The sequence below is a fragment of the Streptomyces sp. NPDC102258 genome, from assembly GCF_055584685.1.
This window is the reverse complement of sequence record NZ_JBVJLO010000013.1, coordinates 1-14,752: the sequence shown is the minus strand read 5'-3', so window position 1 is coordinate 14,752 and position 14,752 is coordinate 1. Positions and strand designations below refer to the sequence as shown.

Sequence of the window (14,752 nt, the reverse complement as noted above, 5' to 3'; positions counted from 1 at the left end):
CGGGAGGCCTCCTCGGCCTTTGCGCGGGCGGCCTCGCCGCCCTCGGCGATGGCATTGGCCCGGGGCCAGGGCCAGGGCAGGGCCAGGCAGGGGCCAAGGCCGGGCCGGCCGGGCCGGGGCCAAGGCCGGGCCGGCCGGGCCTGGGTCGGGGCCGGGCCGGCCGGGTCTGGGTCGGGGCCGGACCGGATCCGGGCCGGGCGTGGGTCGCGCTCGGTCCGGCGCGGTCAGGTGCGGACCATGCGGGATACCGCTCGGGAGGCTTCCTCGACCTTGGTGTGGGCGGCCTCGCCGCCCTCGGCGATGGCGTCGGCGACGCACGAGTGCAGGTGGTCTTCGAGCAGGGCGAGCCCGAAGGACTGCAGGGCCTTGGTGGTGGCCCCCACCTGGGTGAGCACGTCGATGCAGTACGTCTCCTCCTCCACCATCCGCTGGAGTCCGCGTACCTGGCCCTCGATGCGGCGCAGCCGCTTGAGGACGTCGTCCTTGTGTCCGGTGTACCCCTGCACGGCGATCCCTTCCTCCTGCGCTCACGTATGTCGATCACCTGCCCCTGCGGGGGCGGTCAGTGGGAGTGCCCGTCCCCTTCGGGCGCCGAGGGTGCGGCCGGGGCCGCCGCCGTGCCGCCCGTGGTGACGGTGAAGGCCGCCGTGTGGACCGTCCCCCCGTGCTGGAAGTCCAGGAAGAGCCGGTAGGTGCCGGCGCTCGGGGCGGTGGCCGTGAAGGAGACGTCCGGGCCGGGGCCGCCCTCGTTGGGGTGCACGTGCAGGTAGGCCAGGTCGCCGTCGCGCAGGGCGACCAGATGGCCGTACGCGCCGAGGTAGGGCTCCAGGTCGGTGACGGGCTTGCCGTCCTTGCTGACGGTGAGCTTGAGCTCGCCCGCCCGGCCCGGTTCGAGGGAGCCGCCCAGCGCGACCTGGTAGCCGTCGGCCTCGGCGGTCCGCGCGGCCGGGGGCAGCGGGGCGGGCTGGTAGGCGCCCGGCACCGAGAGGTCCGCGCCGAGGGTGACGCCCTTGGCGCCCGCGGCGGCCGGGGTGAAGTCGGCGAAGGCCTTGTAGCCGCCCGCCGCCGGCAGGTCGACCGGGGTCGACCAGGTGCCGTCCGCGCCGCGCACCGGGTGGAGGTGACGGTAGACGGTGAGGTCGCGCGAGGCGACGATGAAGTGCAGTTCCTTGCCGTGCTCGGTCTTGAAGGCGGTGACCGGGCGGCCCGCGGCGTCCTTGACCGAGAACCTCAGCTCGCCCTGGCCGGAGGCGGGCCGCGGGGTCTCCAGGGCCAGTGTGTAGCCGCCCTCGGAGACCTGGAGGCCGCCGGCGGCCGGGCCCTGGGCCGCCGCCGCCCCGTGTTCCGCGTGGCCGCCGCCCCCCGCGGCGTCCGCGCCGCCCGGCTCCTTCGCCGCACGGTCCGCACGGTCCGCGTGATCCGCGTGGTCCGCGTGTGCCGGGGCGACCGGTGCGCCCACGGGGCCCACGCCCGTGCCGACCCCGTACGCGGTCCCGAAGGTCGCTGCCAGCGCAGCGGCGAAAACGGCGATCCTCACTCCGGTGTTCATGCCTGCCCTCCCTTACGACGTACTGCCGCATCCAGCGGTTTCATGAGCTCACCATACCCCCGGGGGGTACCAAGTCAAGCGGGTGGAACGCTTGCGGATGGATACCCCTTAGGGGTATATCTGGAGTCGAGCCGCTGGATACCCCCTCCGGGTACCCACCGACTCGACACGGTACCTGCACCGATCAAGGAGAAACGCATGTCTTCCTGCTGCACCCCCGACGGCAGCTGCGGCACCAACGCCGGCGAGGCCACCACCGCCACGGCCGTCGTCGACAGCACCGCGACCGTCTACCGCGTGTCCGGCATGAGCTGCGGACACTGCAGGACCGCCATCACCGCCTCCGTCGGCGCGCTCGACGGGGTCCTCTCCGTCGACGTGGACGTCGACGGCGGCCTGGTCACCGTGACGACGGCCGGCGCCCCCGACGACACGGCGATCGGCGCCGCGGTCGACGACGCCGGCTACGAGCTCACCGGCCGGGCCTGACCACACCGCCCGGCCCCGGCCACCCGGCCGCCGGGGCCCCGTCCGTCCACGGGCCCCGGCGCCCGGCCCCCGGTACCCACCCCGCGCTCGAACGAGGAGCAGCCCTCATGACCACCCTCACCCCCGGCGCCGCCCAGGTCGAGCTCGCCATCGGCGGCATGACCTGCGCCTCCTGCGCGGCCCGCATCGAGAAGAAGCTCAACCGCATGGACGGTGTCGAAGCCACCGTCAACTACGCCACCGAGAAGGCGAAGGTCACCTTCGACGCGGACGTCTCGGTCGCCGACCTGATCGCCACCGTCGAGGCCACCGGCTACACCGCGAAGGAGCCGGCCCCGCCGCGCGCCGAGGGCGGTGCCGCGGGCGAGGGCGCCGGGTCCGAGGAGCCGGACGAACTGCTCCCGCTGCGCCAGCGCCTGGTCACCGCCGTCGTCCTGGCCGTGCCGGTCATCGCGATGGCGATGGTCCCGGCCCTCCAGATCGACTACTGGCAGTGGCTCTCGCTGACCCTGGCCGCGCCCGTCGTCACGTACGCCGCCTGGCCCTTCCACCGCGCCGCCTGGACCAACGCCCGGCACGGCGCGGCCACCATGGACACCCTGATCTCGGTGGGCACGACCGCCGCGTTCCTGTGGTCGCTGTGGGCGCTGTTCTTCGGCACGGCCGGGACGCCCGGCATGACCCACGCCTTCGAGTTCACCATCGCCCGCACCGACGGCGCCGGGAACATCTACCTGGAGGCCGCCGCCGGCGTCACCGCCTTCATCCTGGCCGGCCGGTACTTCGAGGCCCGCTCCAAGCGCAAGGCCGGCGCCGCCCTCAAGGCGCTGCTGGAACTGGGCGCCAAGGAGGTCACGGTGCTGCGCGGCGGTCACGAGGTGACCGTGCCGACCGCCGAACTCCAGGCCGGGGACCGCTTCCTGGTCCGCCCGGGCGAGAAGATCGCCACCGACGGGACCGTGGTCGAGGGCTCCTCCGCCGTCGACGCCTCCATGCTCACCGGCGAGTCCGTCCCCGTCGAGGTCTCCGTCGGCGACTCCGTCACCGGCGCCACCCTCAACGCGGGCGGCCGGCTGGTGGTCGAGGCCACCCGGGTCGGCGCCGACACCCAGCTGGCCCGGATGGCCAAGATGGTGGAGGACGCGCAGAACGGCAAGGCCGCCGCCCAGCGCCTCGCCGACAAGATCTCCGCGGTGTTCGTCCCGGTCGTCATCGGCCTGGCCCTGGCCACCCTCGGCTTCTGGCTCGGCACCGGCTCCGGCCTGGCCGCCTCCTTCACCGCCGCCGTCGCCGTACTGATCATCGCCTGCCCCTGCGCCCTGGGCCTGGCAACCCCGACCGCCCTCATGGTCGGCACCGGCCGCGGCGCCCAGCTCGGCATCCTGATCAAGGGCCCCGAGATCCTGGAGACCACGCGCAAGGTCGACACCATCGTCCTCGACAAGACTGGCACCGTGACCACCGGCCGGATGACGCTGCTGCGCACCCACACCGCCGAAGGCGTGTCCGAGGCCGACGTACTGCGCCTGGCGGGCGCCCTGGAGCACTCCTCCGAGCACCCGATCGCCCAGGCCGTCGCGGCCGGCGCGGCGGCCCGGGTGGGCACGCTGCCCACCCCGGAGGATTTCGCCAACATCCCCGGTCTCGGCGTCCAGGGCGTCGTCGACGGGCACGCGGTCCTCGTGGGCCGCGAGAAGCTCCTGGCCGAGTGGGCGATGCGGCTGCCCGCGCACCTGGAGCGCGCCAAGACCGAGGCCGAGGCGGCCGGGCGCACCGCCATCGCGGTGGCCTGGGACGGCGAGGCGCGGGCCGTCCTGGAGGTCGCGGACGCGGTCAAGGACACCAGCGCCGAGGCCATCCGCCGGCTGCGTGCCCTCGGCCTGACCCCGATCCTGCTGACCGGCGACAACAAGGCGGTCGCCGAGTCCGTCGCCGCCGAGGTCGGCATCGAGGAGGTCATCGCCGAAGTCATGCCGCAGGACAAGGTCGACGTGGTCAAGCGGCTCCAGGCCGAGGGCCGCAGCGTCGCGATGGTCGGCGACGGGGTCAACGACGCCGCCGCGCTCGCCCAGGCCGACCTGGGGCTGGCGATGGGCACCGGCACCGACGCCGCGATCGAGGCCGGTGACCTGACCCTGGTCCGCGGGGACCTGCGGGCCGCGGCCGACGCCATCCGGCTCGCCCGCAAGACGCTCGGCACCATCCGCTCGAACCTGTTCTGGGCCTTCGCCTACAACGTGGCCGCGCTTCCGCTCGCCGCGGCCGGACTGCTCAACCCGATGATCGCCGGAGCGGCCATGGCCTTCTCCTCGGTCTTCGTCGTCGGGAACAGCCTGCGCCTGCGCGGCTTCAAGGCCGCCGACCACTGAGGCACCCCGGCCACGGCGCCGGCCGCCCTTCCGCACGCGGGACGTGAGGGGGGCGGCCGGCGTTTCCGGCTCCCGGGCGGGTTCTCACGTACCGGGCCGGGGTATGCCGGCGCGCCGGGCCCGGCCCGTACGATGAGCCGCTCGCGAGGGGGAGGGCCGAGGGGATGCGCGTACGCCGGCTGGGAGAGCTGGAGGCCGAGATCATGGACCGGGTGTGGCTGTGGGAACGGCCCGTCTCCGTCCGCGAGATCGTCGACGACATAAACCGGCGTCGTACGGTCGCCTACACCACCGTCATGACCGTCGCCGACATCCTGTACCGCAAGGGCTGGCTGAGCCGCGAGAAGTCCGGCCGGGCCTGGATGTACCAGGCCGTGCGCAGCCGCGAGGAGTACACGGCCGCGCTGATGCAGGACGCGCTCGGCGACAGCCAGGACCGGCGGGCCGCTCTGCTGCGGTTCGTGGAGCGCATGTCCCACGAGGACGTGGAGGCCCTGGACGAGGCCCTGCGCACCGCCCGCCCCGGCCGCCCGGCCGATGCCCCGGAGGAACGCCGGTGAACCACCACGTCCTGCCGCCCCTCGCGATGGCCCTGGTCACCGGTCTGGCCGTGCCCTGGCTGCTGGTCCGCGCGCGTTGGGCGCAGCAGGTGCCGCGCCTCGGCCTGGCCGTGTGGATCCTGTGCGGGGCCGTGTTCGCGCTGGCCGCCGCCGCCCTGCCGGCGCAGCTGGTGCTGCCGCCGGAGACGAGTCACCGGCTGATCGACGCCGCCCTGACCCTGGATCCGCCCTCCCCGGCCCGGCTGGCGGCCGCGTCGGCCCGCGAGGCCCTCGCCGCGGCGGCGGCGCTCACGGTGCTGGCGGTGCCGGGGGCCGTGTTCGTACGGGAACTGGTGCGGGCGCGCCGGGCCCGCGGCCGGCACGCCGAACTGCTGCGCCTGGTCGGCCGGTACGACACAGAGCTCGGCGCGACCGTACTGGAGGACGCCCGCCCGGCGGTGTACTGCCTGCCGGGGCGCTCGCGCCGGGTGGTGGTCTCGTCCGGGGCGGTGGAGGTGCTGACGCGGCCGGAGCTGGCGGCCGCCCTGGCGCACGAGCGGGCGCACATCGGCGGCCGGCACCATCTGCTGGTCGCCGCGGCCGGGGCGTACTCGGCGGTGTTCCGTCGGGTGCCGCTGGCGCGGATCGGCGGGCGGACCGTACCGCTGCTGCTGGAGATGGCGGCCGACGACCGGGCGCTGCGCGGCTGTTCGCGCGACGCGCTGGCAACGGCGCTGTACGCGCTGGCGGCTGGGCACGCGCCGCGCAAGGCCTTCGCGGCGGGCGGACCGTCGGCGGCAGTGCGCATGCGGCGCATCCTGGGCCCGCAGCGCGCCGGGCACCCGGTCATCCGGGGGCTGCTCGCGGTGGCCGCGGCGATGTGCGCGATCATCCCGGCGGTCGTGGCCTGTTGTTGGACCTCGTGATAGCCGGCCGGTCCAACGCGGCTATTTACTAAGTTAATTCGTAGATTTCGCCTCGCTCCCGGCTCCTCGAATGGCCCGCTATTCTGGGCGCGTGCGGGCTCAGGACCGGTACGGCGAGAGGTGCGGAACAAATGCTGCTGGCTGACGTGCGGACGGCAGCGCCCGGTGACGCGACGGCGATTTCCCGGCTCCTGGCCGAGGCGATTCGAGGCGCCTACGGCGGCCTCCTCGGTGAAATCCGCACCGGCCGGCTGGTGTCGGACCATTGCTCGCTCCCCCGGATAAGAGCGGAAATAGAAATTCCCGGCGGGGCGCCCGGCTGGCTGGGCTGGCTGGTGGCGGCGGACGCGAAGGGCGCGGTCGTGGGGGCCGTCTCGGGGGGCGTACCCGTCGCCGCCCAGGGCGAGCTGTACGCCCTGTGCACCGCTCCGGGCCGCCGCCGGGAGGGCATCGGCTCGGCGCTGCTGGAGGCGGCCACCGAGCGGATGCGGGCGCACGGGGCGACGTCACAGGGGCTCAACCTGCCCGCCGAGGGCGCTCCGGACCTGCCGTTCTTCACCCATCACGGTTTCACCGGGCACACCACCCCCGTCCGCTTCCTCCGCCCGCTCCGGTAGCACCGGCAGCGCCCGCTCCGGTAGCACCAGCAGGCGCCCGCTCCGAGGGGTCCCGCGCGGCCCGGGCCGTGGCAGATCCACGCCATCGCGTGTTCACGCAGCCCCACCGCTCTGGCCCAAGTCCGCTCCCCCGGGACAGGATTCGACCAGCGGCGCGGCCCCTGCGGCACGGGAGCCCCGCCCCGGACGGCCGGACCGAGCGAGCCCCTGGAGGAGCGATGCACACACCGAGCGGCACTTCCCTGACCGTCATGCCGGTGGTGCGCGCGACGCCCCCGGCGGCCACCCTTCCCCCGTACGGCGGCGCGGCCCTGCCCGCCGCCCCGGAGTTCCTGCCCGGGCTGGAGTCGACGGCCGCGGCCGACGCGGACGCGGGCTGGCTGCACGACGCGCTGCTGGGCCCGCACAGCGCGGATATCACGGGCTACCTGCGCCTGGCCCGGGACTGCGGCGGCCCGGTCCTGGACCTGGGCTGCGGCGCCGGGCGGCTGGCCGTCCCGTTCGCCCGGCAGGGCTTCGCCGTGGAGGCCGTGGACCGGGACGCGGAAGCCCTGGAGCGGCTCAGCGCCTGGGGGCGCCGGATCGGACCGCAGGTGACACGGCGCCTGGTGACCACCCGCGCCGATCTGGCGGACCTGCGGCTGCGGCGTACGTACCGGCTGGCCCTGCTGGCCGGGACGATGGTCGCGGCCCTGCCCCCGCGGGCGCGCCCGGGGCTGCTGCGCGAGATCGCCGCGCACCTGGAGCCGGGCGGCGTGCTCGCCCTCGACTTCACGGCGCACCGCCCGCGCGGGCTGGCCGAGGAGCCCGTGCGCACCCGGGCGTTCCAGGTGCCCCGGTTCGACGGGGTGGAGGAATGGGCCGTGGCCCGGCAGGAGTTCGACCTGGACGGGATGAGCGAGCGGATCTCCTACCACTGCGTCCGCACCGGCAAACTGAGCACCGAGCGGGTGGTCCGGACCACCCGCAAGTGGATCGTCGACCCGGAGCGGCTCGGGGACGAGCTGCGCGCGGCGGGGCTGCGGGTGGAACGGCGGCGGTGCCACCGCCTCGACGAGCGGACCGAGAGCGTCCTGCTGGTCTGCCGGACGGCGCGCTGAGCGGCGCCCACCGCCGGCGCCGGGAGCCGCGGACGCCGGTCCGCCGTCCCGCCACCCCCGGACGGGCAAGAGGTACGATGCCCACAAAGGTTTGGGCGGACCAAGAGCGGGTGGTGGCGCAGTGGAGGCTGTCGTGGCGGAGTCGACCGGCCGCGAGGCGGTGATCCAGCGCCTGCGCGACGTGGGGCTGCGCGTCACGGGCCCGCGCCTGGAGGTCCTCCAAGTGCTGGCGGCGGGCGGCCACATGGACGTCGAGTCCCTCACGGCCGGCGCCCGCGCCCGGCTCGGCACGCTGACCAGCCAGGCCGTGTACGAGATGCTGCGGCACTTCCTGGAGACGGGCCTCGCGACGAAGTTCGACCGCCCCGGACTGCCCGCCGTCTTCGAGATCGCCGGCCCGCCGCACCAGCACGCGCTGTGCGTGCGCTGCGGCCGGGTCGAGAACGTCCGCGCCGAGGCCCCGGAGCCGGCCGGCGAGGCCCTCCGCGCGTGGCGGATGGGCGAGGGCGTGGAGATCACCTTCAAGGGCCTGTGCCCGGACTGCGCGAGCGCGCCGCAGGAGTAGCGGGCGGCGGTCGGCGCGGGGCTCACCGGGAGCGGACGAGCGCGCCCCGGACGACAGGTGACGCCGGTCACATCCGAAACGCGGGGGCGGGGGCTCCCGCGGAGGCATGTGCCAAAGTGTGACTGTCGATTCGTAAGATGAGGGGGTCGCTTCGCGATGGCAACGGGCGATGGCAGGGACGGCATCCAGTCGGCCGACAGGGTGCTGGCCCTCTATCAGGAACTGCGCCTGCGCGGGGTGTCCCACCTGAGCGACGTCTTCCGGGAACTGGGCCTGGACCCCGAGGAGTCGGAGCAATGGCGGGCCGAACTGGCCGCCCTCGGGCTGATCGTGCCCGCCGGCCCCACCCACGCCACCCGCGCGGACCTCCAGTCGGGCGCCTGGCAGCCGGGACCCGACGCGGTCGCGGCCGTCGACCCGGAGATCGCCCTGCTGCGGATGCTGCAACGCGAACGGGAGCGGCTGCGCGAGCACCTGGACGAGTCCGACCGGACCTACAGCGCGCTGGAGACCCTGGCCGGGCGGTTCCTGCGGCCCGGTTCGCTGAGCGGTTCCGAGGTCGAGGTGGAGATCCTCGACGACTACGGCCGGATCCAGCAGGTGCTGGAGGACATCACGGACGTCATCCGCCACGACCTGACGTCCATGCACGTGACCGCCCTGGTACGGGAGGTCGCGGACCGGGTCCTCAGCCGCGACCGCCGGCAGATCGACAACGGGGTGCGCATCCGCGCCATCTACCACCAGCGGATCACCACCTCGCCGGAGGCGGTGGAGATGCTGCGCCGCCGGGTCGAGGCCGGTGTGGAGATCCGGCTGTCGCCCGCCGTCCCGATGAACATGATCATCGCGGACCAGCAGTTCGCGGTGCTGCCCGTGCACCCCGACGACCGGTCGGCGGGAGCGATCCTGGCGCGCGGGCCGGCGCTGGTGCGCTCGTACCTGGCGCTGTACGAGCACTGCTGGCACGCGGCCACTCCGTACGGCGACGACGTCGCGCCGGAACTCGGCGGCGACGGGCTGTCCGAACAGCAGCGGGCCGCCCTGAAGATGCTCGCCTCGGGCATGAAGGACGAGAAAGTGGCCCGGAATCTGGGAGTGTCCCTGCGCACGGTGAGCCGCATGCTCTCCGAACTGATGCAGGAAATGGGCGCGTCGAGCCGTTTCGAAGCCGGTGTGCGCGCCCAGCGGCTCGGCTGGCTGGACTGACCGAAGCACTGCCGCAATAGTCCTGGCCGCACTTTCCTGGCCCGCATCCCTCGGGCATTCGGAAAAAGCGGAAAGCCCCGCGTCACCGAGGGGTGTTCACGGGGCTTTGCCGCGGAGCAGGGCGGACGGTCAGTCCCAGCCGTTCTCGTTCGCCCGGGACGACGCGGGGGCGGCGAGCGCCAGGGAGCGCAGCGGGCGGGCGGAGCGGGCACAACAGGCGGTCCCGAGCATGATTCCTCCAGGAATGGGATGGCGGATTCCGTCTCCACGGAGCCGTGCCGCCGGTATTCCGTCGAAGACGTCTCCATTCTCCTACGGGGATTCCGGCGGAGCCGCTTTCCTATAGCACCTCTGAGGCGGATCTGAAGTCCGGACGCGGCACGCACCAGGCGGAGTTCATGCAGACGTTACAGTTCCATACCTTTGGTCAGCCCAAAAGAGCTGTTAGGGTGGGCTTCCGGCCTTCTCGGCCCTCCAGGGGAGAGGCGCCGGCGAGGCAGGAGCGTGCCGCCGCTCCTGCCTCACCCACGGCCGTCCCCGGCTCCCCGTCCCGCAGGACGTCCCGGTAGACCTCCAGGGTCCGGGTGGCCGCGGACCGCCAGCTCATGGTCCGGGCGTGCCGCGTCGCCGCCCGCCCCATCAGGGCCGCCTCCCGCGGGTGTTCCGCGATCCAGCGCAGCCAGCGGGCGTACTCCGCCGGGGCGTTGCCGCGGACCAGCATCCCCGTGACCCGGTCCCGTAAGGCGGTGGGGAGGCCGCCGACCGCCGAGGCCACCACCGGAGTTCCGCACGCCTGCGCCTCCAGCGCCACCAGACCGAACGACTCGCTGCGCGAGGGCACCATCAGGACGTCCGCCGCCCGGTACCAGTCGGCGAGCTCCGCCTGCGGTACGGGCGGGAAGTGCCGCAGTACGTCCGTCACCCCCAGCTCGCGCGCCAGCTCCCAGGCCTCGCCGCGCGGTCCGGCCCCGGAGTCGCCGCCGACCACCGGGACGATGGTCCGCCGACGCAACCCGGGCGCGGTGCGCAGGAGTTCGGCGATGGCGCGGACCATCACGTCCGGGCCCTTGAGCGGCTGGATGCGGCCCGCGTACAGCGGGACGAACGCGTCGGCGGGCAGCCCGAGCCGGGCCCGCGCCGCCGCCCGTCCGTCGCCGGGTCCGAAGGTGGCGAGGTCCACGCCCGGCCGGACGATCTCCGTGCGCCGGGCCTCGGCCCCGTACAGGTCCCGCAACGCCCGGGCCTCATCGGCGGTGTTGGCGATCAGCCGGTCGGCGGAACCGGCCACCTGGTGCTCGCCGCGGACGCGCAGCTCCGGCTCGGGGGTGTCGCCGTCGGCGAGGGCCGCGTTCTTGACCAGGGCCAGCGTGTGGGCGGTGTGCACGAGCGGGATCCGCCAGCCCACGGCGGCGATGCGCCCGGCCTGCCCGGAGAGCCAGTAGTGCGAGTGGACGAGGTCGTAGCGCCGCTCCTCCTTCAGCAGGGCCAGCGAGAACGGCACCACCAGGGCGGGCATGTCCTCCTTGGGCAGCGCCCGGCGCGGACCGGCCTCCAGGTGCCGTACCCGTACGCCGGGCCCGAGACCGTCCTCCGCCGGCCCGGCCTCGCCTCGGCAGCGGGTGAACAGGTCCACTTCCACGCCCTGTTCGGCGAGCGCCCGGCTCAGCTGGACCATGTAGACGTTCATGCCTCCCGCGTCGCCGGTGCCGGGCTGGTGCAGCGGCGAGGTGTGGACGCTGAGCATGGCGACGCGCAGGGACACGGGGAGCTCCTGGGGAAGGGGCCGCGTCCCGCCGCCGGGTGGACCGACGGCGCGGTCACGCGGCGAAGGAGGGTGCTGGCGTGGTGCAGTCGTACGGTCGGGCGGGTCGAGCGGTGGGGGCGAGCGGGGCCTGAGGGGCCCACGGGCGCGGGTCAGAAGCCGAACACCGGCCCCGAGGGCGGGGCCAGCCGGGTGCCGGGTGCGGGCGGGGCCAGGGCCTCGGCGGACACCGGCCCGCCGGGTGTGGTGCGCAGCGCCGCCGCCAGCCGGTCCGCGCCCTCCGGCATCACCGGCCGCGCCCAGGCGCCGAGCGCGCGGGCCACCGCCAGCTGCGCCGCCAGCACCGGCAGGTGCCGGCCGCCGGCCGCGGGCCGGTGTGCCTCGTACGCGTTGACGTGGCCGAAGTCGGAGACCGCACGCACCATCTCGTCGAGCAGGGCCATCGCCCGGCGCGGGTCGAAGGCCTCGGGCGAGTAGGCCTCGCGCAGCTCCTCCAGCCCGCGCAGCAGCCGCCGCTCCAGCACCTCCCAGCCGGCGCCGCCGGGCAGCGCGGCGGGCACGAACCCGGCGCACTCCTCGCGGACGGCGGTGAACAGCCGCGACAGCCAGCTGTTCCAGCTCTCGTCCAGCTCCCGCCGGGCGGCGGCGAGCCGGTCGGGCCGGAACTCCGTACGGCGGCCCAGGGGGCGGGCCTGGAGGGCGTGCCGGCGCAGCGTGTCCGACCCGTACTCGGTGATCAGGTCCAGCGCCCAGGCCTTCTGTCCGGGGCCGCGGGCCAGGGCCTCGTCCTCGATGACGTACGCCTCGTTGACGCAGAAGCGCTGCGGCATCTTCAGGCCCCGCGCGAACAGCAGGACGGGCAGCAGGACGGCGTGGCAGAAGGCGTGGCCGAACCCGCTGAAGTGGACGGCGTGTTCGGGCAGCGGGCGGTCGCCGTGGCCGAAGAGGTGCATGGCGGCGGCTTCGAAGCAGCCGTCGACGCGGTGGTCCGGGAAGCCGTCGACGGGTACGGGCAGCCCCCATTCGGCGGGGTGGGCGACGGCCACGTCCGGCAGCCCGTCCTCGACGAGCGATTCGCACAGCGCGGCCAGCCGCGGTGGCAGGCCGGCGGCGGCCCAGTACGCGGTGAGGGCCTCGCGGTGCGGCTCCAGCGGGACGTAGAGGCGGCGGCAGCGCTTGGGCACGCAGCCGGTTCCGCACTGGACGCAGGTCGCGCCCAGCAGGTCGCCGCCGTCGTTCGGCCGGGCGCACTCGTGGCACATCCCGGCGTCGCTGACGGCCCCGCAGTGCGGGCAGGAGCCGGTGACGTGCGCGCCGTGCAGGAAACGCCCGCACGGTTCGCAGTACGGCGTCAGGCGGGTGCGGGCGGCGATGACGCCGTCGGCGTGGAGCTGCCGGAAGAGGTCCGCGAACCAGCGCGCGTAGCCCCGGTCCTGGCGGGGGCGGACGATGTGGTCGAACTCGACGCCCGCGCGCAGCCAGTCGGCCGTGATCGCGGCCCGGTAGCCCTCCGCGACCTCCTCCGGTTTGCGGCCCGCGCGCAGCGCGCGGACGTGGACGGAGCCGGCGTGGTCGGCGGTGCCGGTGGTGAACAGGACGGGTTCGCCCTCGGCCCGCAGGTACCGGGACAGCACGTCCGCCGCGACGTAGGGTCCGGCGAGATGGCCGACGTGCAGTTCGCCGTGGGTGGCCGGCGGGGTCGCGGTGATCCATACGGGGGTGCTCATGGGACCTCCTTGACGCTGTGGTGCGAAGGACGCAGCGAGGCTCGGGACGGAAGGGGGAGGGACCGGGCCCTCGGGGAGAACGGAGAGCGGGGTGTCCTACCAGCCTGGCAGACAAACGAACCGGTTGGTCTGGTACTGGCTTGCGCGTTCGCGCCGTTGCGTGGACACGCCAGCCGCCGCCCCGGCGGAGTCCTCCGGGGCGGCGGCTGGCGTAGAGGTGTCATGTCGCGAGTACGCCAAAGGAGCGGCCTTGCGGGGGCGGGCCGGCGCCCAACAGGCTGCTCACATGGAACGTTTCGCGACCGATCGCATCGACCCCGTAGACCGCAGCGCGCCCGACTCCCTCCTCGTCGTGGCCGCGCACCCCGACGACATCGAGTTCTGCGTGAGCGGGACGGTCATGCGCTGGATCGCGCAGGGCACCACCCGCGTCACCTACTGCATCGTCACGGACGGCGGCGCGGGCGGCTACGACGAGCGGCTCCCCCGGCAGGCCATGGGGGACCTCCGGCGTGCCGAGCAGGTCCACTCGGCCAAGCGCAGCGGCGTGGACGACGTCCGCTTCCTCGGCTACCCCGACGGTTACGTGGAATCGAGCGTCGGGCTGCGCCGCGACCTGTGCCGGGTGATCCGCCAGGTCCGCCCGCAGCGGGCCGTCATCCCGAGCCCCGAGATCAACTGGTCGCGCGTCGCCGACCTGCACCCCGACCACCGGGCGGTGGGCGACGCCGCGCTCCGGGCGATCTACCCGGAAGCCCGCAATCCGTTCGCCCATCCCTCGCTCCTGAAGGAGGAGGGGCTGGAGCCGTGGATCGTGCCGGAGCTGTGGCTGATGACGGGGCCCACGCCCAACCAGTACATCGACGTCACCTCGGTCTTCGACCGCAAGGTGGAGGCGCTGCGCATCCACACCTCGCAGACCGCGCACTTCGAGGACCTGTCGGGGCTGCTCCGCGACTGGCTGGGCGAGCACGCGCGCTCGGCGGGGCTGCCGCCGGGGCGGATGGCGGAGGCCTTCCAGGTCGTCCGGATCGACTGAGGCCTCAGCCCGCCCGCCACCGACCGCCCGCCCGGCCGCCCGGCCCACCGCCCGACCGACCGCCGGGGCCGGGTGTCACCGGTAGATGAGCAGTTCCCCTTCGCTCGCCCCCGCCAGCTCGTAGCGGGTCGCGACCAGCGGCCGGCCCGAGTAGAGCCGGATCAGCGTCGTGGCGTCGCCCGCGAACCGGGCGGCGGGACGGCCCGCCACCTCGTTGCCGAGGACCAGCGGCCCGGCGTGCCCGTCGAGGGCGGCGACCAGCCGGGGCGTGTCCCGCTTGCGGCTGGCGGTGCTGAGCAGGGGCAGGGCGAGCGCCAGCCCGTCGCCCCCGTAGGCCCCCGGCTCCCCCCAGGCGTCGCGGACGTCGCCCGCGTGGATCCACTCCCCCAGCGCCACCGCGTCCAGCGTGCCGTCGCCCGCGGCGATGGCCGGGCCGGCCTCGCTGAACCCCCGTTCGAGCTCGTCCACGATCCGGCCCACCGGCCACCCCGCCCGCTCGGCCACGTCGGCCGCGTTGGCGGCGGGCAGGAACACCCCCTCCTCCAGCCGCCCCTCCACGATCCGGACGAGGGCCGCCGCGCAGTGCGCGAGGACGTCCCGTACGGTCCAGCCCGGACAGGCGGTACGCAGCCCGTACGCGGCTTCGGGCGTCCGGCGCAACAGCGGTAGCAGCGCGTCCCGTTCGGTACGCAGCAGCAGGTCCGGGAGCCAGGGGTCGCGTACCGCTTCGGCGGTGTCGGTGTCGGTGTCGCTGTCCATGGCCGTCAGTAGCGGTAGTGGTCGGGCTTGTACGGGCCGTCGACGTCGACGCCGATGTAGGCGGCCTGCTCCGGGCGCAGGGTGGTGAGCTTGACGCCGAGG

At 74.6% G+C, this 14,752-nt stretch carries 15 protein-coding genes; 9 read left to right on the top strand and 6 right to left on the bottom strand.

Annotated elements, in window-relative coordinates:
- Window positions 1-224: 224 nt before the first annotated feature.
- Window positions 225-512 carry a metal-sensitive transcriptional regulator gene (locus ACZ6ZT_RS22155; protein WP_469721575.1) on the bottom strand — a complete coding sequence of 96 codons (288 nt, stop codon included), beginning with the start codon at window positions 510-512 and terminating at the stop codon, window positions 225-227.
- Window positions 513-562: 50 nt separating this feature from the next.
- Window positions 563-1,549, bottom strand: coding sequence for a hypothetical protein (locus ACZ6ZT_RS22150; RefSeq protein WP_469721448.1), 987 nt, complete (start codon window positions 1,547-1,549; stop codon window positions 563-565).
- Window positions 1,550-1,747: 198 nt separating this feature from the next.
- Here ACZ6ZT_RS22150 and ACZ6ZT_RS22145 point away from each other — a divergent pair, with 198 nt between their 5' ends.
- From ACZ6ZT_RS22145 to ACZ6ZT_RS22110, 8 genes are all read left to right on the top strand, one after another.
- Window positions 1,748-2,038, top strand: coding sequence for a heavy-metal-associated domain-containing protein (locus ACZ6ZT_RS22145; protein ID WP_469721446.1), 291 nt, complete (start codon window positions 1,748-1,750; stop codon window positions 2,036-2,038).
- Between the two features lie 107 nt (window positions 2,039-2,145).
- Window positions 2,146-4,407 (top strand): heavy metal translocating P-type ATPase, encoded by a 2,262-nt coding sequence (locus ACZ6ZT_RS22140; protein ID WP_469721445.1) that lies wholly within the window; start codon window positions 2,146-2,148, stop codon window positions 4,405-4,407.
- 164 nt (window positions 4,408-4,571) lie between these two features.
- Window positions 4,572-4,967, top strand: coding sequence for a BlaI/MecI/CopY family transcriptional regulator (locus ACZ6ZT_RS22135; RefSeq protein WP_469721443.1), 396 nt, complete (start codon window positions 4,572-4,574; stop codon window positions 4,965-4,967).
- Complete coding sequence (locus ACZ6ZT_RS22130) at window positions 4,964-5,872, top strand: M56 family metallopeptidase (protein ID WP_469721441.1); 909 nt, start codon at window positions 4,964-4,966, stop codon at window positions 5,870-5,872. The genes ACZ6ZT_RS22135 and ACZ6ZT_RS22130 overlap by 4 nt, the downstream gene beginning before the upstream one ends.
- Before the next feature lie 131 nt (window positions 5,873-6,003).
- Window positions 6,004-6,489, top strand: coding sequence for a GNAT family N-acetyltransferase (locus tag ACZ6ZT_RS22125; RefSeq protein ID WP_469721440.1), 486 nt, complete (start codon window positions 6,004-6,006; stop codon window positions 6,487-6,489).
- A 218-nt stretch (window positions 6,490-6,707) separates the two neighbouring features.
- The gene (locus ACZ6ZT_RS22120; RefSeq protein WP_469721438.1) at window positions 6,708-7,589 is read left to right on the top strand and encodes a class I SAM-dependent methyltransferase; all 882 of its coding nucleotides are present in this window, start codon (window positions 6,708-6,710) and stop codon (window positions 7,587-7,589) included.
- A gap of 133 nt (window positions 7,590-7,722) precedes the next feature.
- Window positions 7,723-8,154 carry a Fur family transcriptional regulator gene (locus tag ACZ6ZT_RS22115; protein ID WP_469721437.1) on the top strand — a complete coding sequence of 144 codons (432 nt, stop codon included), beginning with the start codon at window positions 7,723-7,725 and terminating at the stop codon, window positions 8,152-8,154.
- 156 nt (window positions 8,155-8,310) lie between these two features.
- The gene (locus tag ACZ6ZT_RS22110; RefSeq protein WP_469721436.1) at window positions 8,311-9,363 is read left to right on the top strand and encodes a helix-turn-helix transcriptional regulator; all 1,053 of its coding nucleotides are present in this window, start codon (window positions 8,311-8,313) and stop codon (window positions 9,361-9,363) included.
- A 427-nt stretch (window positions 9,364-9,790) separates the two neighbouring features.
- Here ACZ6ZT_RS22110 and mshA read toward each other — a convergent pair whose 3' ends face one another.
- A complete protein-coding gene (gene mshA / locus ACZ6ZT_RS22105; RefSeq protein ID WP_469721573.1) occupies window positions 9,791-11,107 on the bottom strand; it encodes a D-inositol-3-phosphate glycosyltransferase in 1,317 nt (438 codons plus the stop codon).
- Window positions 11,108-11,277: 170 nt separating this feature from the next.
- Window positions 11,278-12,852, bottom strand: coding sequence for a class I tRNA ligase family protein (locus ACZ6ZT_RS22100; protein ID WP_469721434.1), 1,575 nt, complete (start codon window positions 12,850-12,852; stop codon window positions 11,278-11,280).
- Between the two features lie 286 nt (window positions 12,853-13,138).
- Between ACZ6ZT_RS22100 and ACZ6ZT_RS22095 the strand changes: the two genes are divergently transcribed.
- A complete protein-coding gene (locus ACZ6ZT_RS22095) occupies window positions 13,139-13,891 on the top strand; it encodes a PIG-L deacetylase family protein (RefSeq protein WP_469721432.1) in 753 nt (250 codons plus the stop codon).
- Between the two features lie 75 nt (window positions 13,892-13,966).
- On the opposite strand, the gene ACZ6ZT_RS22090 is transcribed toward ACZ6ZT_RS22095, so the two are convergent.
- Together ACZ6ZT_RS22090 and ACZ6ZT_RS22085 are read right to left on the bottom strand one after the other, a co-directional pair.
- Window positions 13,967-14,650: a maleylpyruvate isomerase family mycothiol-dependent enzyme gene (locus tag ACZ6ZT_RS22090; RefSeq protein ID WP_469721427.1), complete on the bottom strand. Its 684-nt coding sequence runs from the start codon at window positions 14,648-14,650 to the stop codon at window positions 13,967-13,969.
- A gap of 5 nt (window positions 14,651-14,655) precedes the next feature.
- A partial coding sequence (locus tag ACZ6ZT_RS22085; protein ID WP_469721571.1) for an adenosylhomocysteinase occupies window positions 14,656-14,752 on the bottom strand: 97 nt, incomplete at its 5' end.

What these genes read in the sequence shown, in the direction of transcription:
- ACZ6ZT_RS22150 (WP_469721448.1), bottom strand. Translation starts at nt 1,549, where the DNA reads ATGAACACCGGAGTGAGGATCGCCGTTTTCGCCGCTGCGCTGGCAGCG.
- ACZ6ZT_RS22135 (WP_469721443.1), top strand. Translation starts at nt 4,572, where the DNA reads ATGCGCGTACGCCGGCTGGGAGAGCTGGAGGCCGAGATCATGGACCGG.
- ACZ6ZT_RS22095 (WP_469721432.1), top strand. Translation starts at nt 13,139, where the DNA reads ATGGAACGTTTCGCGACCGATCGCATCGACCCCGTAGACCGCAGCGCG.
- ACZ6ZT_RS22120 (WP_469721438.1), top strand. Translation starts at nt 6,708, where the DNA reads ATGCACACACCGAGCGGCACTTCCCTGACCGTCATGCCGGTGGTGCGC.
- ACZ6ZT_RS22100 (WP_469721434.1), bottom strand. Translation starts at nt 12,852, where the DNA reads ATGAGCACCCCCGTATGGATCACCGCGACCCCGCCGGCCACCCACGGC.
- mshA (WP_469721573.1), bottom strand. Translation starts at nt 11,107, where the DNA reads ATGCTCAGCGTCCACACCTCGCCGCTGCACCAGCCCGGCACCGGCGAC.
- ACZ6ZT_RS22090 (WP_469721427.1), bottom strand. Translation starts at nt 14,650, where the DNA reads ATGGACAGCGACACCGACACCGACACCGCCGAAGCGGTACGCGACCCC.
- ACZ6ZT_RS22145 (WP_469721446.1), top strand. Translation starts at nt 1,748, where the DNA reads ATGTCTTCCTGCTGCACCCCCGACGGCAGCTGCGGCACCAACGCCGGC.
- ACZ6ZT_RS22125 (WP_469721440.1), top strand. Translation starts at nt 6,004, where the DNA reads ATGCTGCTGGCTGACGTGCGGACGGCAGCGCCCGGTGACGCGACGGCG.
- ACZ6ZT_RS22140 (WP_469721445.1), top strand. Translation starts at nt 2,146, where the DNA reads ATGACCACCCTCACCCCCGGCGCCGCCCAGGTCGAGCTCGCCATCGGC.
- ACZ6ZT_RS22110 (WP_469721436.1), top strand. Translation starts at nt 8,311, where the DNA reads ATGGCAACGGGCGATGGCAGGGACGGCATCCAGTCGGCCGACAGGGTG.